This is a genomic window from Acetobacter sp. JWB (genome assembly GCF_003323795.1).
GTDB lineage: Bacteria > Pseudomonadota > Alphaproteobacteria > Acetobacterales > Acetobacteraceae > Acetobacter > Acetobacter oryzifermentans.
In genome coordinates this window covers 1086835-1108752 of the sequence record NZ_CP030871.1, presented here as the reverse complement: position 1 = coordinate 1108752, position 21918 = coordinate 1086835, and the positions used below count along the sequence as shown (strand labels likewise).

18 protein-coding genes are annotated in these 21918 nt (G+C 54.3%); 12 read left to right on the top strand and 6 right to left on the bottom strand.

Going from position 1 to position 21918, the window contains the following annotated elements; translation table 11 throughout:
- Positions 1-2 precede the first annotated feature (2 nt).
- Complete coding sequence (fghA, locus tag DS739_RS05315; protein ID WP_006115981.1) at positions 3-869, bottom strand: S-formylglutathione hydrolase; 867 nt, start codon at positions 867-869, stop codon at positions 3-5.
- Between the two features lie 144 nt (positions 870-1013).
- Between fghA and DS739_RS05310 the strand changes: the two genes are divergently transcribed.
- The 3 genes from DS739_RS05310 (at position 1014) to DS739_RS05300 (ending at position 4288) form a co-directional block, all read left to right on the top strand.
- Positions 1014-1889, top strand: a complete 876-nt coding sequence (locus tag DS739_RS05310; protein WP_006115982.1) for a bestrophin family protein — start codon at positions 1014-1016, stop codon at positions 1887-1889.
- Between the two features lie 65 nt (positions 1890-1954).
- Entirely contained in the window at positions 1955-2545 is a 591-nt protein-coding gene (locus DS739_RS05305) for a CarD family transcriptional regulator (RefSeq protein WP_006115983.1), read from the top strand.
- A gap of 138 nt (positions 2546-2683) precedes the next feature.
- Positions 2684-4288: a tetratricopeptide repeat protein gene (locus DS739_RS05300; RefSeq protein ID WP_006115984.1), complete on the top strand. Its 1605-nt coding sequence runs from the start codon at positions 2684-2686 to the stop codon at positions 4286-4288.
- Between the two features lie 85 nt (positions 4289-4373).
- On the opposite strand, the gene DS739_RS05295 is transcribed toward DS739_RS05300, so the two are convergent.
- Positions 4374-5765, bottom strand: coding sequence for a penicillin-binding protein activator (locus tag DS739_RS05295; protein ID WP_035351542.1), 1392 nt, complete (start codon positions 5763-5765; stop codon positions 4374-4376).
- On the opposite strand from DS739_RS05295, the gene rsmI reads away from it, so the two are divergent.
- The gene (gene rsmI, locus DS739_RS05290; RefSeq protein WP_035351545.1) at positions 5753-6721 is read left to right on the top strand and encodes a 16S rRNA (cytidine(1402)-2'-O)-methyltransferase; all 969 of its coding nucleotides are present in this window, start codon (positions 5753-5755) and stop codon (positions 6719-6721) included. The two genes, DS739_RS05295 and rsmI, sit on opposite strands and share 13 nt — an antisense overlap.
- 3 nt (positions 6722-6724) lie before the next feature.
- On the opposite strand, the gene DS739_RS05285 is transcribed toward rsmI, so the two are convergent.
- Both DS739_RS05285 and DS739_RS05280 read right to left on the bottom strand, forming a co-directional pair.
- The gene (locus DS739_RS05285) at positions 6725-7939 is read right to left on the bottom strand and encodes an NAD(P)/FAD-dependent oxidoreductase (protein ID WP_006115987.1); all 1215 of its coding nucleotides are present in this window, start codon (positions 7937-7939) and stop codon (positions 6725-6727) included.
- 4 nt (positions 7940-7943) lie between these two features.
- A complete protein-coding gene (locus tag DS739_RS05280; protein WP_003622857.1) occupies positions 7944-8663 on the bottom strand; it encodes a glutathione S-transferase family protein in 720 nt (239 codons plus the stop codon).
- Positions 8664-8796: 133 nt separating this feature from the next.
- Between DS739_RS05280 and minC the strand changes: the two genes are divergently transcribed.
- From minC to minE, 3 genes are all read left to right on the top strand, one after another.
- A complete protein-coding gene (gene minC, locus DS739_RS05275; RefSeq protein WP_006115988.1) occupies positions 8797-9495 on the top strand; it encodes a septum site-determining protein MinC in 699 nt (232 codons plus the stop codon).
- Positions 9496-9633: 138 nt separating this feature from the next.
- Positions 9634-10449, top strand: coding sequence for a septum site-determining protein MinD (minD, locus tag DS739_RS05270; protein WP_006115989.1), 816 nt, complete (start codon positions 9634-9636; stop codon positions 10447-10449).
- Positions 10446-10781 (top strand): cell division topological specificity factor MinE, encoded by a 336-nt coding sequence (minE, locus tag DS739_RS05265; RefSeq protein WP_006115990.1) that lies wholly within the window; start codon positions 10446-10448, stop codon positions 10779-10781. The genes minD and minE overlap by 4 nt, the downstream gene beginning before the upstream one ends.
- 94 nt (positions 10782-10875) lie before the next feature.
- Here the strand turns inward: minE and DS739_RS05260 are convergent, their stop codons facing one another.
- Entirely contained in the window at positions 10876-11595 is a 720-nt protein-coding gene (locus DS739_RS05260) for a GntR family transcriptional regulator (RefSeq protein WP_006115991.1), read from the bottom strand.
- The gene (locus tag DS739_RS05255) at positions 11595-13445 is read right to left on the bottom strand and encodes an ABC transporter ATP-binding protein (RefSeq protein WP_006115992.1); all 1851 of its coding nucleotides are present in this window, start codon (positions 13443-13445) and stop codon (positions 11595-11597) included. The genes DS739_RS05260 and DS739_RS05255 overlap by 1 nt, the downstream gene beginning before the upstream one ends.
- Before the next feature lie 587 nt (positions 13446-14032).
- Between DS739_RS05255 and DS739_RS05250 the strand changes: the two genes are divergently transcribed.
- The 5 genes from DS739_RS05250 (at position 14033) to DS739_RS05230 (ending at position 21917) form a co-directional block, all read left to right on the top strand.
- Positions 14033-15691 (top strand): hypothetical protein, encoded by a 1659-nt coding sequence (locus DS739_RS05250; RefSeq protein ID WP_035351549.1) that lies wholly within the window; start codon positions 14033-14035, stop codon positions 15689-15691.
- A 111-nt stretch (positions 15692-15802) separates the two neighbouring features.
- Positions 15803-17008 (top strand): LPS export ABC transporter permease LptF, encoded by a 1206-nt coding sequence (gene lptF / locus DS739_RS05245; protein ID WP_006115994.1) that lies wholly within the window; start codon positions 15803-15805, stop codon positions 17006-17008.
- Positions 17009-17024: 16 nt separating this feature from the next.
- Positions 17025-18137, top strand: a complete 1113-nt coding sequence (gene lptG, locus DS739_RS05240; protein WP_006115995.1) for an LPS export ABC transporter permease LptG — start codon at positions 17025-17027, stop codon at positions 18135-18137.
- A 6-nt stretch (positions 18138-18143) separates the two neighbouring features.
- Positions 18144-20471: an LPS-assembly protein LptD gene (locus DS739_RS05235; RefSeq protein ID WP_081461441.1), complete on the top strand. Its 2328-nt coding sequence runs from the start codon at positions 18144-18146 to the stop codon at positions 20469-20471.
- Positions 20472-20552: 81 nt separating this feature from the next.
- A complete protein-coding gene (locus tag DS739_RS05230) occupies positions 20553-21917 on the top strand; it encodes a peptidylprolyl isomerase (RefSeq protein WP_006115997.1) in 1365 nt (454 codons plus the stop codon).
- Position 21918 lies beyond the last annotated feature (1 nt).

Here is a 21918-nt window from a genome sequence, read left to right as displayed (position 1 = left end):
ATTTAACCCACTTTCAAATTTTCTGCATGGTGGCGCAAATGGTCTGCCGCAAAACTTTGTACAAACCAATAGGAATGATCGTACCCCGCGTGCTGGCGTAGGTTCAATTTTTGCCCCACCTGTTCCGCCACCTGTTGCAAGTGCCACGGCTGAAGTTCGCGTTGCAGAAATTGGTCTGCCTCACCCTGATCAACCAGAATGGTATTGGGGTGTTTGTGGCCATCTTCCAACAAGCACACCGCATCATACCCCCGCCACATGGCCGCATCTGGCCCCAAATACGCGGTAAATACCTTTTTCCCCCATGGCACAACCGCCGGATGCACAATAGGCGCAAAAGCGGATATGGATTTCCAGAAGGTCGGCGCACGCAAACCATGTATCAATGCACCATGCCCACCCATGGAATGGCCCATAATGCCACGCCGCGCACTATCCAACGGTAACGCCTGCTCCACAATTTCTGGCAGTTCCTGCGCGATGTAACTGCCCATACGGTAATGTTTGCACCAAGGCGCTTGCGTGGCATCCAGATAAAAACCGGCGCCGGTGCCTAAATCCCAGTCCTTATCTTCTTCCGGCACGCCTGCACCGCGTGGTGATGTATCCGGAGCCACCAATGCCAGCCCCAAATGCGCAGCCTCTGCCAGTGCAGTGGATTTGATCAGGAATGTTTCTTCCGTGCAGGTTAGTCCAGCCAGTGCATAGACAACCGGTACCTTCTGCCCCAGACATGCAGCGGGCGGCAAGAATACACCAAACCGGGCAGCAAGCCCCAGAGTATGGGAAAAGTGCTCATAAAACTGCACTTTACCACCGTGGCATTCATGCTCCTCACGCAGTTGCAAGCTGGTTGGTTGCGTATCCATTTCTGCCCTCCTGATCCTTCAAAAATCCGCACTCATGCTGAAAAATATGAAATAAATATCTGTATTGTTAAGAAACTCCTTTTTTCGTGCCATGTTGATATAGGTTCAGGCAAGAACGCTTTTGTGACACGCGAGGATTTGTGAATGATTGTTGACCAAAGGGTCGGGCTACGCATTATCGGAAAAGAAATTCTAGGTGTTATCCTGCTTATGGCAGGGTGGGATTTAATTGTAGTTGTGCTTTTTCAGGTGTTCCATCAGGAGTGGATGGAACAGCCCAGCCTGCCGGTTTCCCTTATTGGTTCTGCACTGGCGTTGTTCATGGGGTTCCGCAGCAACAGCGCCTATGCACGCTGGTGGGAGGCCCGCACGTTATGGGGCGCCATTACCAATAACTGCCGCTCCTTTGGCCGACAGGCGGGCACATTGCTGGGAGACCGGCATGATCTGATGTACGCCATTGCCGCCTACCCCCACGCCCTGCGCATGGCATTGGGAAAGGAAGATGCCTCGGCCGATATCCAGCGCCTGCTTCCGCCTTATATGCAGGATGCGATTGTTCATTATCGCAACAAGCCCAATGCTATTTTGTATCAGATTGGGCTGGGCGTTACGGAAGAAGTTAATAAAAAGGGCATTGATGGCGCGGTGCATGGACAGATTGACCGCATTTTGTCCGACATTGCCAACGCGCAGGGTGGTTTGGAGCGTATCCGCAATACGCCTTTGCCCATGCAGTTTTCAGCCTTGCCGCGCACATTGGTAAATATCTTTTGTATCGTGCTGCCCCTTTCCATGGTGCAGACGCTGGAATGGATTACGCCGCTGGGTTCATCACTGGTGGGCTGCCTGTTTCTGGTGCTGGATAAAAGTGCGAATGACCTGCAGGAACCTTTTTCTGGCACACCGCATGCGCTGCCCATGGCAACAATGGCACGAAATATTGAAATTGACGTCACCCAGCCTACCGGAGACCCAACAGCCCCACCACTTGGCGCTGTAAACGGCGTACAATACTGAATAGCAGAACCGCGGTTTTCTCTTTTACAAGACAACGCTGCGGTTTTATGCTATAAGCTATAGCTATGAACACGTTCAGAGCACCTCCTAAAGGCGGCGTGACAGACGCCATGGCACGCACCGCTGCAGCTGCTACGGCAGCCCAAGCAAAAACAAAAGTAAAGGATGAAGATCCTTTTGAGGAAGGCGATGCCATTGTCTATGCCGCCCATGGCGTGGGGCGGGTAGACCGGATAGGGGTTGATGAAATTGCCGGAACGAAGCTGGAAGTAATCCAGATTTCCTTCCCCGGCAACCAGATGACACTGCGCATCCCGCTCAGCAAGGCCCGTAAGGCTGGCCTGCGCAAAATTGTCTCGCGCGAGATTGTAGATAAGGCCATGGCCATTATCAAGGGTAAGCCGCATGTTAGCAAAGGCATGTGGGCCCGCCGCGCCGTGGCATATCAGGAAAAAATCAACTCGGGTGATTTGGTACAGATTGCCGAAGTGCTGCGTGATCTACGCCGCAACGTAGATAGCCTGGATGGCAGCTTTAGCGAACGCAAGCTGTTTGAAGCCGCGCAGGAACGTTTTGTAGCCGAAGTGGCCGTTTTGGAAAAGAAAGACCCGACTGAAGTTCTGGAATCCCTGACAGCAGTTATGAAAGCTGCCTGAACCTTTTACATTCCGTTACTTTAGACATTCAGGTTCATCGCCCGGCATGATACACTATCGTGTCGGGTTTTTTCTTGCCTACACATTGCCTGCCTCGTGTTATTCATTCATCTGTTTTAAACGATATCTAATGCCATCATGAATACTCCTGCTGCTTCTGCCCCTACCCTGCCCGATCAACTGACGTTGCGGCGCGCACGTACAGAAATTATTGCGGGCCACTTCAACGAAATGCTTGCTGTTCTGGAACCATTCAGCACCAGCAATAATGATCTGGCCAAAACCCTGTATGCATATTGCCTTGCAGGCACTAACCAGCCGGAAGAAGCCGCAGAAATTCTATGCGATATTGCATCCCGCCATGCTGGCACGGAGCATCCGCTACAGGCACTGAGTGATCTGCTAGCAGAACTGGACAAACGCCCCTTAGCCGAAGCTGTATGCCGCGCTGCTCTGGAGCGCACGCCGCAGGATGCCCGTATTTATGATATTCTGGGCAATTTGCTGGTGCAATGCGGACAGTTTGATGAAGCTATCAGCCTGTTACGCCATGCTGTTGACCTACGGCCCAACAGCATGCACTCCCACAACCTGCTGGCCATGGCGCTTCTTGAACAAGGCCGTTTTGATGAAGCTTTGGCACACCTCCAAAATGTTTTGGAAACGCAGCCAGATCATGCTGGCACACTTTCAAACATCGGATGTATGCTGGCAGGCAAAGGGCGGCTGGATGAAGCACTGGATTACTATCGGCGTGCCATTTCTCTGCGTCCTACAGAACCGCAAATCCGCCTGAACCACTCCATTACACTGCTTAAAGCCGGGCGTTATGCACAAGGTTGGGCAGAACATGAATGGCGTTTGCGCCTGCCCGGCCATACCAGCCTGCCGCCAAGCACTCTTATGCCTTCGCTTGGGCCGAATACGGATATCCGGGGTAAACGTATCCTGATTACGCAGGAAGAAGGGCTTGGAGATACTTTAATGTATCTGCGTTACATCAAGCCACTTTCAGACCGGGGGGCCATCCCACATTTATGGGTACCAGAAACACTGGGCGAACTCTGTAATCGGGTTGTTGGCGCACAAATTGTGCAGGTAGGTGGCACTACCCCGCCGTTTGATTGGCATTGCCCGTTTATTAGCCTGCCCCGCGTTTTTTCTGCCACGCCAGATGCCATGGGTGCGCCCGTGCCCTATTTGCGGGCAGACACCATAAAAGTGCGCGAACTGGCAAAATTTCTGCCTGAAAATGATAACCTGAATGTGGGGCTGGTATGGGGCGGTGCACCACGGCCCAATACAATTTCAGCCCATATTGTAGACCGCAGGCGCTCCATAAACCTGCACACTCTCTCTCCATTGGGAGATGTAGAAGGCGTTAATCTCATCAGCTTGCAAAAAGGCCCTTATGCCGAGCAGATGAATGACCCACCGCCCAACATGGTATTGTATGACCCCACACATCTCCTCCACAATATGGATGATACAGCGGCCTTCATCATGTCTTTGGATGTTGTGGTCACGGTAGATACCTCTGTGGTGCATCTGGCTGGCGGATTAGGTAAGCCGGTTTTGCTGATGGATCGGTATGATAACTGCTGGCGCTGGCTGAGTGGGCGCACAGATAGCCCATGGTACCCTACGTTGCAGATTATTCGCCAGACCACCCCGCGAAAGTGGGATGATGTGGTGGAACGTGTTGCGCAGGTTTTAACCATTCTGGCACAGCACAAAAAATAATTTCTTTTATGCACAGCAAATAAAAAGGGCTGCCTGAAAATATATCAGGCAGCCCTTTTTAGCTTTTATTACAAATACAACCAGATCAACCCGATATTGCATTGGCCTTTGCTGGAGCACTCTGCATTTTGGCAGGGCTACCGCCGCCAATCACTTCAAACACACCCAAAGCACGACGAACACGCCCATCAGGCAGCAGCGTAAACGGACCATTGACGCCAGAGAACCCTTCAGACCGCGTAAGTGCGCTGGCCGGATACCCAGAAGCACCACTCTGCGCCACGGTTTTGGCCACATTGGCAGCATCGTAAGACAAATCGGCCAATGGCTTGGGCATATGGTGGTTAACCGCCATAAAACGCGTAACAAAAGCCTGACGAGACGTAGGATCTGGCGCGGCATACCATGCGCCTTTAATGGCCCCCAGCTTAGTGGCAAAAGCAGCCCACAGGCCCGGCCCCATAATACGCACGGATGGCAGGCTGATCTGGGTTTCGTTCAACGCCACAATCACGTTTCTCAGATTCAGGCCGGTATCACCCAGCAGTAGCGCATCAAAAGGTGGCGCTTCTAACTTGGGAGTCTCTGCCTTGGGCGTATCTGTTGGCGCTGCTGGTGCGCTACCATCTGTGCCCAATGCTGCCGCCAGATTAGAAGGCAGCTTGTCTGCCGTTTTAGCGGCATCTGCATCTGGTGTGGCGGCATCTGGCGTATAAGGCGCTGGCTCACTGCTGTTGCCTTTTGCAGTCTGCAAACGCGTATCGTAATTGGAAATATCACGCAGGCTTTGCGAAATACTGGCCGCCGTGCCGGAGTGATACACAATTGTGGGCTCTGGCAAACCCTGATCATGGCAAGCAGACTGCAAGCCATTCCCCAGCGCATGGCCTAGCGGGTTGTTGGGCAAAAGCGCCGCAAACTTACGCCGCCCATCATGGCGTGCCTGTTCTACCAGACGCTGCACCTGATCTTCTGGCGTGATACCCATAATCCACACACCAGAACGAGCCTGAGAAATATCACTGGTGAACGCCAGAACCGGAATACCGGCAGACTGTGCGGCGGGTGCCGCAACTGCGGTATCACCACTGGTAAGCGGGCCAAGCAGCAGGCCATCCCCGGCACTTACAGCAGCAGTAGCCGCGCCAGATGCCCCACCGGCTGCGGCTGTATCATGCACATCTAACTGCAACCCTGTTGGATCCGTAGGTGCTGTGTTGCCAACTGCAAGCTGCGCACCCGCCAGCAGTTCGTGCCCCAGCCCGGCATTTGGGCCACTAAGAGGCAGCAGAACCCCAATTTTGTGGCTGGCTACAGGCTTAGAAAGCCCACCACCAGCAGAGGGAGATTGGTCTGCACAGCCAGCCAAAGCCATGCCGGTTATGCCCAAAGCAGCCAGACCGGCCTTGCGCCATGTCTGTTTTCCCGCCAGACCTTGGCTGGAAAGTCCAGACAGGAGCGAACATGCACGCGTCATCATCAAGATCGTCCTCCACAAACAACCGGCCTGATGAACACCGCGACCGGACTTCCCCCCTCCATAGCGAAGGAAAGCCGCCAAGTCATGCGCCTTCTTGCCCCGGTCTTACGTTGGTTGCCACCCCCATTGGCAATCTGGGGGACTTCAGCCCGCGTGGTGCCGAAGCACTGGCCAGTGCAGACCTGATTCTATGTGAAGATACACGCACCACCGCCCGGCTGCTAACAGAACGCAGTATTTCTGCCCGCACAGAAGCACTGCATGAACATAATGAGCGCCAGCGTATTCCCGGCCTGATTGCCCGCTTGCAAGATGGCGCCAACATTGCGCTGGTTTCTGATGCCGGCATGCCCCTGCTATCAGACCCCGGCTTCCGCCTTGTGCGCGCGGCCATAGAAGCCAATGTGCCCGTTACAGTCGTACCCGGCCCAAACGCTGCATTAACAGCACTTGTGCTTTCTGGCCTGCCACCGCACCCGTTTATGTTCATTGGCTTTCCGCCGCCGCGCTCATCAGCCCGCAAGGAAAGTTTTGCCAAGCTACATGCGGCGGAACGTGCAGGCCTGAGCGCAACCCTAATCTGGCACGAAGCCCCGCATAGGCTGGCTGAAACTTTGGCTGATATGGCGGAAATTTTTGGCCCCACACGCCCCTGTGCTGTAGCGCGGGAACTGACCAAAAAATTTGAGGAAGTGCGGCGTGATACCGTGGGTGACCTAGCCGCCTTTTACGCCACCACACCCCCGCGCGGAGAAATAACCGTGCTCCTTGGCCCGGCCGAGCCGGAACAGACATCTGAAGATGATCTGGACACCACCTTGCGCAGCCTGTTGGAAACACATTCTGTTAAGGATGCCGCAGCACTGGCGGCAACAGCAGCGGGTTTGCCAAAGCGCACCGTTTATACGCGCGCTCTGGAGCTGGCTGCCGAAATTAAAGCTGCAAAAAGCTAAAACCTATACAGCACGAAACTGCGCTGCGGCTTCCCCCGCAGCGTGGCCACTGGCCCATGCCCAGTGGAAGTTATAGCCGCCCAACCAGCCCGTAACATCCACAGCCTCACCCACCATAAACAGGCCGGGTACAGCTTCTACCTGCATGGTGCGAGAAGACAGTGCGCGTGTATCCACCCCGCCACGCGTCACCTCTGCTTTGGCAAAGCCTTCTGTGCCTGTGGGGTAAAGTTGCATGTTCTGCGCACGCTGCGCCAAGGCCTGAATATCTTTATCGGCCCATTCCGCCATAGGCCGCTCAGATGCCTTTTGCGCTGCCAAGGCAGCGGCCAAACGCTGCGGCAGCCATCTGGCCAAAGCTGCTGGTGCCTTGGCTTTGGAACCAGCTTTTTTCAGCCCCATCAGCAAGGCTGCCAAATCCTGCCCCGGCAGCATATCCACCTTTACAGCCTGCCCCGCCTGCCAATAGGAAGAAATCTGCAACAAGGCTGGGCCAGAAAGCCCCCGATGCGTGAACAGCAAAGCTTCATCAAACGCTGTTTTGTCACACGTCACACGCACGGGCAGAGAAACACCAGCCAGCGTTTTCAACCACCCATCCTGCGGCTGATCAAATACCAGTGGTACAAGGGCCGGCTCTGGTTTGATAACGGGCACATCAAATTGCCGCGCCACATCATACGCAAAGCTGCTGGCCCCCAATTTGGGAATGGAAAGCCCACCCGTGGCCAAGATAACGGCTTTTGGCTGAAACTCACCGGCAGAGCTTTCTACCCGAAAGACATCACCAGAGCGGCTGACGTGGCGAATGCGTGTATCTGTAAGAATACGCACGCCTGCTGCGCCACATTCTGCCAACAGCATGGAAACAATATCCCGCGCTGAATGATCGCAAAAAAGCTGGCCCAGCTTTTTCTCGTGCCATGCAATGGCATGTTTGGCCAACAGGGCCAGAAAATCTTCCGGCTTATAGCGGCTGAGCGCTGATTTTACAAAATGCCGGTTGGCAGACAAAAACCGGTCTGCCCGTATTTCTGTATTGGTGAAATTACAGCGCCCACCACCGGAAATAAGGATTTTGCGCCCTACTTCCGGCCCGTGCTCCACCACAACAACGCTGCACCCACGCTGGCCTGCCGTTATGGCAGCCATAAGCCCTGCGGCACCGCCGCCAATAACCAGCACATCTGGCGCGTGCCACGCCGTTTGGTGTTTCAAAAGATCAGAAATCCAGATTGGTGTAATATTCAGGCGGCGTTATGCCAGAAACCCGATCAGCCAGAAGCGGACGGAAACAGGGGCGAGACTTCATGCGTGCGTACCAGTCCCGCACAGCTGGCACCTTGCTCCAATCAATATCGCCAATAAAATCCAGGCAGGACAGATGCCCAGCGGCCGTAAAATCTGCCAGAGACAGAAAATTACCAGCAAGCCAGTTCCGGTTTTCTGCCAGATCATTCACGTATTTCATAAGCGGGCGCATGGCGGCATAGGCCTCACGCAGCGCGGTGCCATCTGGGTTGCCGCGGCCGCTTAGGCGCTTCATCACCCGCTCATCAATAAACCGGCCAGAAACTTCGCGCGCAAACAGCGTATCAAACCACGCCATTACGCGGCGCACTTCCACACGTTCTGCCAGCGTGCGCCCCAGCAGCGGCGTATCGGAATATGCTTCTTCCAGATATTCGCAGATCACATACGAATCCGGCACAATCAGCCCATTATCTTCCACCAGAACCGGCACATCACCTGCTGGGTTCATGGCCAAAAATTCGGGCCGGTGTTCCCATGCCCGTTCAATAATGGCCTCAAACGGCAGGCGCTTTTCCGCCAGTACAAGCCGAACAGTACGGCTGGCAGGAGAGAGGGGAAAATGAAAGAGGGTACGCATACCCGATGATTTATGCCATTGCCTGCCCCAACGCCAGAGGGAAAACAGCATGAAAGCACATCAAATTCCCACCATCCCCTTGCCTTCATGCATCCAATGCGTAACAGACACTTCCCAACTGCACTGTAACGCCATTATCCTGTGCATCTGTTATTCCTGATCTTTATTTCGAGAGCGGCTGTTCTTGTCCGGCACACATCCCCCACTCCCCCGTATCCGTATGTCCGGGCGCTCTTTTCTGGCGCTCACCCTCACGCCGGAAGCCCCGCTGGAAGATTGGCTGGTGGCGCTGGATCATCAGATCACGCGGTCTGTTGGCTTTTTTGCTGGCAAACCTGTTATTCTTGATCTGAGCATGATGCAGGCCGATACGCCCAACCTTGCCTTTTTGCTGCCTGCGCTCAAAGAACGTGGCATACGTGTGCTGGGCATAGAAAACGGTGATCGCTCATGGCCTGCCGTAGCAGATTGGGAATGGCCTGAAAGCCCGGTGGGAGGCCGCTCTTCGGGCCCAATTACCGCACCAGAAGAAGAACCCGAAGGCCCACCACCCCCCACAACCCTGCTGATAGAAGACCCTGTACGCTCCGGCCAGCATATTGTCTGGCCAGATGGCGATGTGGTTATTCTGGGGGCTGTGGCCTCTGGGGCGGAAGTTTCTGCCGGGGGGTCTATCCATATTTATGGCGCCTTACGCGGGCGGGCCATTGCAGGTATTGGCGGGCACGGCAATGCCCGGATTTACACCCGCAATCTGGCCGCCGAACTTGTGGCCATAGATGGATTCTATGCCACGGCGGAAGAAATGGACCCCGCCTGTACAGAAAAGCCCGCACAGGTTCTGCTTTCGGGGGAAGCACTTTTGTTCCGTCCGCTGCCGTAAGAAAATAAATAAAAAGAAAACTAAGACTAAATAGATATTGGCAGTTTTCTTTTTAGGTGCAGCTTGTCATGTTATCGCCATACAAGGTCATCATGGCTTCATCCGTATGACCCCGCAGAGATATAAAAAGGAATACTGATGGCAAAGGTTCTGGTCGTCACGTCAGGCAAGGGTGGTGTGGGTAAAACCACAACCTCCGCAGCCTTGGGAGCCGCACTGGCCAAAACCGGCCAGAAAGTCGTGCTGGTAGATTTTGACGTCGGGCTGCGTAATCTTGATCTGGTTATGGGGGCGGAACGCCGCGTGGTGTTTGACCTGATTAACGTTATTCAGGGTGACGCCAATCTGGCGCAGGCGCTTATCAAGGATAAGCGGATTGATACCCTCTCCCTTCTACCAGCCTCCCAGACGCGGGATAAAGATGCCCTGACCACAGAGGGCGTTGCCAAGGTTATTGAAGAACTTCGTAAAAAGTTTGACTGGGTTATCTGTGATAGCCCCGCCGGTATTGAGCGTGGCGCACAAATGGCCATGCACCATGCTGATATGGCTGTTATTGTCACCAACCCGGAAGTTTCCTCTGTGCGAGACAGTGACCGCATGATCGGGATGCTGGATAGCACAACGGAAAAGGCCAAAAGCGGCAAGAAAATTGATAAGCACCTGCTGCTGACACGTTATGACCCGCAGCGCGCCGCACGCGGTGACATGCTGGCTACGGATGATGTGCTTGAAATTCTTTCCATTCCACTGCTTGGCATTATTCCAGAAAGCCCGGATGTTCTGAAAGCATCCAACGTGGGCGCCCCTGTTACGATTGCCGAACCGGAAAGCGCTCCAGCCCGCGCCTATGCAGAAGCAGCGCGCCGCTTGTTGGGTGAAAAAGTGGAAGTTACCATTCCAACTGAACGCAAAGGCCTGTTTGACTGGCTGTTCAAACGGAGAGTCTCATGACCTTCCTCTCCAACCTCTTTAAACGCCGCTCCTCCGCCCCTGTTGCGCGGGATCGGTTGCAGATTTTGCTGGCGCATGAACGCATCAGTGTAGGTGACGGCAAGGATGACCTGCTGGCTCAGCTACACCGCGAGATCATGGAAGTTATTAAACGGCACGTTGCGGTTGATCAGGACAAGGTTCAGATCAAGCTGGATCGTGGCGCGCATTGTTCCATGCTGGAAATTGATGTGGAAGTTCCGGGCCTGTCAGACAAAGACAAAGCGGATAACAAGGCCAAAGCTGCGACATCTGGCAAACCTCCGGCTGGTGGCAAAACCAAACCAGCCTAAACCTGCCTGACTGCGGGGCTTTGCGCCGCGCACAGATACACAAGCCTGACCGACCCTTTCCGGTCTGGCAGGCTTGTGTATTTTTACTTCAAATTCAAACTGTTACCGGCTGTTCTTCTGGCAGCAAAGGTTCCAGCCATTCTCTAGCTTGCAGAAAATCACGCTGCAATGCATCTGTTGCGGCCTCAACATCGCGCTTTTCAAACGCGGCCAGAATTTGCAGATGCGGGTGGTTTGGGTCTGCTGGGCTCATTGTAGGCAAGCTGTTAGCTGCTGCATAAATTGGCCCCATACGTGCCCACAACCCGCGAATAATCCCTACCGTAAACAACAAGCGGGAAAAACCTGCTGCCGTGCTATGGAAAATAGCATTGGCCACAGCGGTCTTATGTGGGTCTGCGTTTTCATATGCCACAATAAAATCCCGATGCTTTTCGCGCAGCACCGCAATCTGTTCTTGGGTAATGTGCGTAACCAGATCTCGGGTAAGACGGCCCTCCAGATCTCCCCGCACACCATGAATTTCTAAAAACAGTGCGCGCGTGGTGGTCGGCACACGGGCTGTATTGCGTTCATCCAGTTCCAGCGCCTGTTCTGAAACCAAGCGCAACAGCGCCTCGCGCACTGGAGTTGGGCTTAACTCCAATGAAGCCGCAAGCGGGCGCAAAACCAAGCGCTCACCACCTTGATAATGACAGTAAATCAGCCTGTCGCGTATCTGCTGGTAAGCATAGGCTGCAAGTGCACCTCGTGCTTCGCCCCGCCCTTCGGGTCGCAGGTTTTTCCACGCCTGTGGTGTTTGTATGATTGTCATTATGCGTGTGTCATCTGCCTGTTAAGAAACTGCCGATACGGGCCATCCTGCTGTTCAAGCTGCGCAGGAGAACCATCCTCGATAATCCTGCCTTCCTGCATCACAACGATTCTGTCAAAGTTTTGTAAGGTGGAAAGCCGGTGCGCCACAGCAATAACCGTGCGCCCAACCATCAGCCTGTCTAGTGCTTGCTGTACGTGTTGTTCGCTTTCCGTGTCCAGCGCGCTTGTGGCTTCATCTAAAATAAGAATAGGGGCATTGCGTAAAAAGGCGCGTGCAATGGCAATACGCTGGCGCTGCCCGCCAGACAGTTTTACGCCCCTATCTCCTACAATGGTAGCAAACCCTTCAGACAATTCGTCGATAAATGCGGCACACCCGGCAGCGGCTGCTGCGGCACGCACTTCTGCATCTGTGGCATCTGGCCTGCCGTAGCGAATATTTTCCATAACAGAGCGATGCAACAAGGAGACATCCTGCGGCACAATGGAAAGGCAAGCCCGCAATGCATCTTCTGTAAGATCGCGAATATCCTGCCCGTCTATCAACACACTGCCAGACTGCACAAAGCGCATGCGCTGCAACAGGGCCAGCACCGTGCTTTTGCCTGAGCCCGAACGCCCCACCAACCCTACGCGGGTGCCTGCCTGAATATGCAGGTTGAAGTGATCCAGCACTGCGGTGCCACCAGGATACGCAAACACCACATCCCGAAACTGCACATCGCCCAACACTGGGCCTTTCATCGGCACGGCATTTTCAGCATCTGGCATATCATGCGGCACAAGTAGCGAGGAAAGCACTTCGGACAACCGTGCGTTATGCTGGATGGTTTCCACCATAGACAAAGCCAGATCCCGCGTGCCGTGCAGAATGGCAAAGCCCAGCGTAATAATCATGACCACCTGCCCAACGGTTGCCTGCTGCCATTGCCACAGCAACACGGCCCAAATGAGCAAACCCGTAGTGAGCACCGCAGTCAGCAACGCATGGATCATGCGCAACTTTTCCATGTAACGCAGAGACTTCAGGCGTTCGCCCATTTCCCGTTGCGTGAGGGCATTAAAACGCTCGCGCTCACGGTTGCGCATGCCAAAGGCCCGCACCAGCGCAATGTTGCCCATAACATCCAGCGTTTCACCTTCCAGCCCGGCGGCTGCGGCTGCGTAATCTCCGTGCAGAGTGCGGCCTCTTACGGCCAGACGGAACATCAGCAAACATAGCCCAATGGCCAGCACTACTGTCACGCTGCCCATAATGGTGCTGACAGACAACATCAGCACAACAGAAAGCAGAACATTCAGACTAGGGGGCAATACGCTCCATGCCAGCAAGTTTTCTATGGTGAAACTCACATTGCCAGCGGTAGCGATACGTGCAGCAAGCGATGTGGGCATACGGTCTGCAAAATAGGCGGGAGAATGGCCTGTTAGAAAACGGAACAGATCCTGCCGGATATCCCCCGTAACCGCTACAAAAGTGCGGGCAGCAAACCACCCGGCAATACGCCACGAGATATTGTCTGCCACAATCAGGCCAATCAGCACCCCAACGGCAGACCATACGGCCATAACATCCCCCGTAGGGGATGTGCCTGTCATGAGGTCCACCAGACGGCGGATACCGTTAGATGAAAGCACAATACAGCCAATAGCCAATCCAACAGAGCCAAATACCAACGCATGCCCCACAGGCCTATGCCGCATGTAACGCACTAAAAACGCCACGGGCCGCCCGGCATAATGTGGCAGTTCCTCATCCGGCACCGTTATAATGGGCTCAGCAGAAAAAGCTTGCTGCTGAGCGCTGTGTGGCCAAGCCTGACTGTGTTTTTCTTTTTCCGCCGACACTGTGTTTGCTTTCGTTACTGATTTGGCAGAACCACTTGCCCTGCCCGGCTAAGTTTAAATTCAAGACACCAAAATGTGCTGTGCGGCGCGAACACGGCGGCATAATGGCAAATTATGATGCAAAGTACTGCAATTACGGGGAAATTTTCGCACCCTTTTACGTCGCCAATCAAAAACACCCTCAAGAAATGACGTAAATTCTTGTTATAACAATAAAAATTCCGTGATGAGTGGAACTTTTGTAAGCACACTTTTCTTCACTTTTTGTGCTGTATATATAGCATTTTATCGTCAAAACTGCTTACGTCATTTTTAATTCATACTGTTTTTCATTCTGCTTCCAACGCAAAAAATAATCGTCTATTTCCTTGATATTAAAGAATTATATTTATCCCATTCCATTGTAAAACCAATACGTTTTGCTGTTTACGCAGCATTGTAGAATGGGGAGTTTTCTACCAATGCGTTCGGTTTTGCTGCATCGTTGCCCTCTTGGCTTACAAAGCTGCTGCCTTTTTACGCCGTATTGACGGCAGGAAATCTGATCCACAGTAAGAGAGAGCAGGTTTTTAGGGGAGCACAGTTTTATGGCATCGGGAAAAAAGGCGCTGGTTGCCACGGTTATGGCCGCATCGGTTGCTGGTTCGCCTGCCATGCTGCCCAAAGCTGCTCTGGCTGATGATTATAGCGATCTGCTGGATGTGCTGCGCGCCAAAGGCAGCCTAACCAAGCATGAATACGATACGCTGCTCGCCAAACACGTGCGCCACGCCGCTCCAGCACAAACCGAGCGTGCATCTTCAGGCGGCAGAGGTGGTTCAGGCTCTGGCCGCACGGCAGCGGCTTCGGGCACACGGCACCGCATGGTGGCCCATGCCGGGCATGGGGCTGGCGGTGATGAATACGAACCCGGCATCAAGTTTGACCCCGGTGCAGAAGATTCCGGCATGCGGGCCGAAAGTGCCGCAGAACGCGCAGAAGCCAGCGCCCGTTCTGCCGAAGAAGCCGCCAAATCCCTTAAAGGCGACGATGTGGTGCGGGTGGCAAAATACGTGCCCGGCAAAGGGCTTACCTTTATGGCGGGCCCCATCAACATCAACCTTTCTGGCTTTGTGAACGGCTTTTACACCTACAACAGCCCCGCTGGCGGGCAAGCCGTGGCTGGGGGTGTTTCCACCGGTTCCAGCGGGTTTGATTCTTCTGCTGTGCGTAACGGTCTGCTCCCTGCTGGCTTTGTGCTCAAGCTTAGCACCGTGCAGCGCGGTATGGATATTTCTGCCGTTCTGGGCATGTATCCGGGTATTGATAACGCCAAAAACGGGGCTTTTAACGCCAACACAGGGGGCAGCCCCGTTGGGCTTGGCACTGCTGGTATCGATCTGCGTCAGGTTTACGTTACGTTTGGCAACAAGAATATCGGCACATTCAAGGTCGGGCGTGATCTGGCGCTGTTTGGCTCCGACGCTATTCTGAACGATGCCACGCTGCTCAGCGTCGGTGCTTCCGGCAACAACGCAGCTCCGGGCAACACATCTCTGGGCCGCATTGGTGTGGGTTATGTGTACGCAGACTGGATTCCGCAGATTTCATACGCCTCTCCCACAATCCACGGTTTTCAAGGCACTGTCGGTATCTTCCAGCCGCTGGATGAATTTAATTTTGCCGGGGGCAATCTGTCTGCCTCATCCGAGCATCATTCCTCCCCCATGGTGCAGGGCAAGGTTACGTATGATTTCAAGGTTGGCGAGGTGCAGACACGCATCTGGGCCAGCTTCCTTATTCAGCATCAGCAGGGCCTGCAAAGCACTTTGCTGAATACAGACAGCCGCAAGGGCGCAATGGCAGAAGCGGGCGATATTGGCACCAAAGTTACTTATGGTCCGCTTGAAGGTGTCGCCTACTACTATCGCGGCAGCGGCTTGGGTACCACCGGGCTGTTCTTTGATGGCGTGGGGCAAAATGGCCGCAAACGTGCATCCGAAGGGTATTACGTGCAGGGGGCCTACCACGTTACCAAAAGGCTCAAGCTGGTGGGCAGTTACGGCGTAAGCAACCTGTATCAGGCTCCGGGAGAAAACAGCCCTACCCTTGTGCGGCGCAACCAGTCTGAAGTTGGGGCTGTTTTTTACAAGCTGACAGATTGGCTGAATCTGGTGGGTGAATACACACATACATCGTCTGCCGCCCACGGCCCTTACAAGGAAAGCGACAACACGGCTGCTGGTGGTGTGATTCTTCTATTCTAGAAATTCCGCAAAAAACGAAAAAAGAAATTGCGGAATTTTGAGAGTTTGCGCCAATAAAACTGTCAGTTTTCAAGAAAAACCACACCGGAGCAACATGCTTGCACCTGCTTTATGCATGATAAGGCTGTTGCCTCCCGCACAGGTGAAGTAGATAACAGACGTATGACCGTCCGTTCACTTCAGTCTTGGCTGAAATCGCGTTTCCTCACGCTGGACAGGTATGTGTTCCACCAGCTTCTGGTGGCACTGCTGGCAACCACCGGGGGGTTGGCCGCGCTCATCTGGCTTATGCAGTCTTTGCGCTTTGTCTCTCTGGTGGTGGACAGAGGGCTTTCCCTGCGTGTGTTTATTGAACTCACAAGCCTGCTCATCCCTTCCTTTGTGGCGGTGGTGCTGCCCATTACCACTTTTGTGGTCAGCCTGTTTGTGTATCAACGGCTGGCGGGAGACCGCGAACTTACGGTTATGCAGGCGGCGGGGCTTTCACAGTTTGCGCTGGCAAAGGCCGGGCTGGGCTGTGCGCTTATGGCCACCATAATGGGCTTTTTGCTGAACCTGTGGATTGTGCCCACATCCTACCACGCCTTCCGGCAATACGAATTTGATATCCGCAACAAGATGGCGGCCTTCATGCTGCAAGAGGGCGTGTTCACCAAGGTTTCGGATGCCATGACGGTCTATATCCGTTCGCGCAGCCACGATGGCACGCTGCACGGCATTATGGTGGAGGATGATCGGCAACCGGGGAATCAGGCCACAATTCTGGCCAATCATGGGTCCATGATGATCGTGAATGATACCCCCCGCGTGATCCTGTACGATGGTTCCAGACAGGTGATCGACCATAAGACAGGTCGCCTGAACATGCTGGTTTTCAAGCAGGATTCCATGGATTTGTCTTCCGCACATCAGGAAGACGCCCGCTTTCGGGATGCTGCTGAAATGTCTTTGGGGGAACTGCTGCACCCAGATCCACAACAGGTTTCTGTGCGCGATACAGGCAAGTTCAAGGTAGAAGGCTGGCGCCGCCTTACATCCCCTCTTACCTGCTTTTCCTTTGCCATGGTGGGGCTGGTTGCCGTGCTGCGTGGAGCTTTTTCACGCTACGGCAATATCAAGCGGCCCCTTGCTGCGGTGCTAACTGTTGTGGGGCTGTTGGCCATTAACCTGTTGTTGCAAAACCTGGCCAGCCGAAACATGGCCCTTATCCCGCTTATTCCGCTTGTGGCATTACTGCCGGGGCTGATATGCGCAGGCATACTATTCATTCCGGAAATGCTGGCAGACCGCGCCTCTGCCCGCCTGACACAGAACTGAAGGGGCTTCCGGCCTGATGATTGTTGCCGTTACCCTCTCCCGCTATATTGCGCGGCAGTTTGTATTTTCCGTTGTGGCGATGATTGCCTCCCTAACCGGCATTGTCTGCCTGTTTGATTTTATTGACCTGTTGCGCCGTGTCGCCACCAAGCCAGATGTTTCCACCAATGTGGTAACAGAAATTGCAGCGCTTCATGTGCCTTATTTTGCCACGGAAATCCTACCTTTTGGCATGCTGCTGGGCGGGATTGTCTGCTTCTGGCGGCTTACGCGTTCTTCCGAACTGATTGTGGCGCGCGCTGCTGGTATTTCCGCATGGCAGTTTCTTACCGCTCCGGTAGCCTGCGCCATGCTGATTGGTGCTCTTTTCACCACCCTGATTTCTCCGGTGTCTTCATCCATGTATCGCCGGGCGGAAGAGCTGGATCAGCAATATCTGCGTACTGGTGGTGGGCCGCTCAGCCTGTCCAGCGGGTCTTTATGGCTACGGCAATCAGATAGTCAGTACGATCCGCACGGCGTTGCCATGCTACATGCGCGTGGCGTGCAGCTTAAGGATGGCTTGCTCCGTATCCGTAATGTGAGCGTGTTCCGTCTTGATCATCAGGACAAGCTGATGATGCGAATCGAAGCTCCCGAAGGCTATCTGGGAACATTGAAATGGATTTTAAGTGATGCCTCTGTGGTGCGGCCCAATGATTTGTTGCACCACGTTGGCCAGATCGATCTGCCTACAGATTTAACGGTTAACCGCGTGCAGGAAAGTTTTTCTTCCCCCGAAACGCTTTCTGTCTGGGCGCTGCCGGGCTTTATTTCCTTGCTTGATCGCTCAGGTTTCTCATCTATTCGCCATCGTATTCATTTTCAGTCCCTGCTGGCATTGCCCATGCTGGCGGGCACGATGGCACTGGTTGCGGCGGGGTTTTCCATGCGTCCATCTCGGCGCGGGGGCGTTGCCCGCATGATCGGGTCTGGCGTTGCGGCGGGTTTTCTGCTTTTCACCGTATCCAAGGTTGCAGAGCAGTTCGGGAATTCGGGGGCACTTCCGCCGATGCTAGCTGCATGGGCCCCTACGCTGGCCGGGTTATGTCTGGCTGTTTCGTTGCTGCTTCATTTGGAGGATGGCTGATTGACCGTGGCTCGCCGGCCTTTCCGCAACCCTTTGTTGCGCCGTCGTTCCACCCTCAGTGCGGCCACCGCATTGGGGAGCATGGCCGCGTGCCTTCTTTTCAACCTGCCCAAACATGCCCACGCGCAGTTCCGCCCGCAGGTGATGCACCTTGATACCGGCCGCCCGACATCTCCCGATGAACCGGCAACCTTTCAGGCCGATAAGGTTGACTACAACGATGTTGAGCACACCGTTACCTGGACTGGCAATGTCCAGGTCTGGCAGGGCGACCATGTGCTGCGAGCAGACCGCATTGTGTATGACCGCGATACCGGCGTTATAGCCGCACGCGGAAATGTAGCCACCATTCAGCCAGATGGTTCCGTGCTGTACACCCATTATGCCGAGCTTTCGGGCGGCATGAAGGATGGTATCATGATGCACGTGAATGCCACCATGCAGGACAACGCCAAGCTGGCAGCCAACGGCCTGCGGCGTACAGCAGGCAAGATTAACGTCATGAGCCGCGCCGTTTATACGGCCTGTGAAATCTGCGAAAAAGATAAAACCCGCGCGCCTTTCTGGCAGTTCCGCGCTTATGACGCCACGCAGGATCTGGAACACCAGAAAATCGACTTCCGTGATGCGTATCTGGATATTCTGGGTATTCCGGTCATCTACCTGCCCTACTTCTCCATGACGGACCCTTCAGCCAAGCGGCACAGCGGGTTCCTTATGCCCGGCATTACACCGCATGACCGTTATCTGGGCACGTATTTCACTATCCCGTATTACTGGGTGATTGATGATCAGTCCGACATGACCGTGCAGGGCCTGTTCTCCACCAAAACAGGGCCACAGATCAGCGCGCAGTACCGAAACTTCTTTAACTTCGGCAAGATCAACATTCAGGGCGGTCTGGCTTACGATACGCATCGCAGTAACAGCTACACCAACGGCTTTGGTGATGATGTAGGCCGTGGCGGCAACCATGGTGTGCAGGGCTATCTGTTTGCCCGTGGCCAGTTCTCCATAAACAAGCACTGGCGCGCCGGAGCCAACATCAATCTGGCCACCTCTGCTGACTATATGCGCGATTACCGTGTGCAGGGTTATGGGTCTGATACCCTAAACTCCAACGCCTATATTGAAGGCTTTGGCACAGGTTCTTACTCCCGTATTGATGGGCAGTACTATCAGGGCCTGAACAAAGGTGTCATTCACAACACCGATCTGCCGTGGGCGCTGCCGCGTTATACGTATAGCTTTGTTGGCCAGCCAGATGCCTTGGGCGGCCGCACCAGCGTAAACACCACCGATTTTTACGTATATCGTGAAAACGGGTCTGCCGATCAGCGCGGTGAATTGCAATTAAACTGGGATAGGCTGTGGCGTTCCCGCCAAGGGCAGCAATTCCTGCTGACATTGCGGCTTGATTCCATGGTCTACCGCGCCCGCAAGCTGTACCAGCAGCCCAACTACTACAAAACAGCCCGTACAGTTGTAAGCGGGCAGGTTCTGCCTACCATTGCGTTAAAAACCAACTGGCCGTTTGTCCGCAGCTTTGAACATGGCCGCGGCACGCAGTTGATAGAACCCATTGTGCAAGCCATTTACGCCCCCAATACTGGCATGGGCGCAACGGACATGATTCCGAACGAAGATAGCATGTCCTATGAATTTACGGATTCAACGCTGTTCTCTCTTAACCGCTATCAGGGCACAGACAGGCTGGATGGCGGCCTGCGCGGCAATATCGGGGTGCATGCCAACTGGACATGGGATGGCCACGAAGTGGATCTTCTGGCCGGTGAAAGCTTCCAGGAACATATCGAACATGACCGCCTGCCCTATTCTGGGCTAGACCATCATGCCTCAGACATTGTGGCGCGTGCCCGTGTAGCACCAAACGAGTATTTTGATTTCAACGCCCGTATGCGGCTTGATCCCTATACCGGCAAATTCAACTTTGGTGATGCCCTGTTCAGCGCCGGGGTGCCGCATTTCCGTATCCGTGGCGGGTATGTGTATGAACCCGTTACCCCCTATTACTACTTTGCCACCAACTATCGCTCCTATAGCCCGAACCAGCTTTACACTGTACGCACAAACGAAATCAGTGGCGGTTTCTCCTCCGACTGGGATAACTGGCATCTTTCCGGGTTTGCGCGCCGCAGCCTCTCCCGCCGTGAATTTGTCTCTCTGGGTGGAGATATTGGATATACGAATGACTGCTTCGGCCTCGATTTCATGTATCTCAAGCAGTACACCACCATTGGTGGGCAGCAGCGTAACTCTACCTTCCTGTTCACCCTTAGCCTGAAAACGCTTGGGTCTTTCGGCCTTAAGTAAGAACTGCTTCAAAAATGCCTCGCGCTCCGGTATCAGGGAACAGAGTTCCCGATCTGGCAGAAAGCTGAAAGACTGTTCCGTATGCGCCTGCGTTCCCTTGCACTGGCCTGTTGCTCCCTTGCCGCGCTTAGCGTTCCGGCCATTGCTGGCGCACCGTATGCGCAGGCAGCAACACGGCACACCTCCAGCGCGGCAACGCAGCAAACAGCAACGCCTGCCCAGCCTGAACCAGATGATATGATTCTTGCTGTTATCAACAGTATTCCGCTTACCAAGCGCGATGTTGATAACCGCGGCAAACTGTTTGCCCTTTCTACCGGCCTGCCCCTTACGCCAGATCTGATGGCGCGGCTGCGGCCCCAAATTATCCGCCAGCTTATTGATGAACGCCTGCGCACGCAGGAAATTCTTAGCCGCCATATCAATGTGCCGCCCGAACAGATTGCAGGCGCCATTACCAATATTGAGCGGCGCAACGGCATGCCCGAAGGCACCCTGCGCGAGCATCTGGCACAAGATGGCGTGTCTCTTACCACATTGATCGACCAGATCCGGGTGCAAATTGGCTGGATTCAGGTGCTACGGCAGGAGCTTGGTGCGCGCTCACGCGTATCTGCACAGGATATTGCCCAACGTCAGGCCGCGCTCAAGCGCGAAGAAGGCCGTACAGAATACGAACTGGCCGAAATTTTTGTAAAAGTGGAAGATCCCCGGCACGATCAGGAAGAGCTGGACTTTACCAACACCGTTATTCAGGAACTGCGTAAGGGTGCGCCCTTCCCCATTGTGGCAGCTCAGTTTTCCCAAAGTCAGACAGCGCTGGATGGTGGTTCCATGGGCTGGGTGCAGGAAGATGAGCTTGACCCCGCAGTGGTTCAGGTGGTGCGGCAGATGCCTGTGGGCGTTGGAGCTATTTCTAACCCCATCAAAGTGCCGGGCGGGTATGTTATCATCACCCTTAATGGCAAGCGTGTTATTGGGCACGAAATGGGCCACCTGATTACCATTCGGCAGGTATTCCTTTCCTTTGATACACCGCTAGACCCGCAGCACATTACGCCGCAGCAGGAATCTACCCTGCAAAAAGCCATGCAGGTTATTCAAAACACTCATAGCTGCACGGAAATGGAGGCCCTTAACAAGGCCGAAGGCGAAAAGCGCCCCACAGATCCGGGTGAAATGCCGCTGGAACGCCTGAACCCACAAATGCAATCTCTGCTGGCTGATTTGCCCGAAGGCAAGGTCTCCCGCCCTCTGGTCTCGCGCGATGGGATTGATCTGCTGATGGTTTGCACCAAAAAGGAAAAGAACTTTTCCAACCGCTCACCCAGCGAAATTGCTGACCAGTTGATGAATGAACGCGTGGAACAGGCCGCCCGCCAGTTGGATAGTGACCTGCACCGCCGCGCTATTATTGACAAGCACATTAAGCTAAAGGGGGTATAAG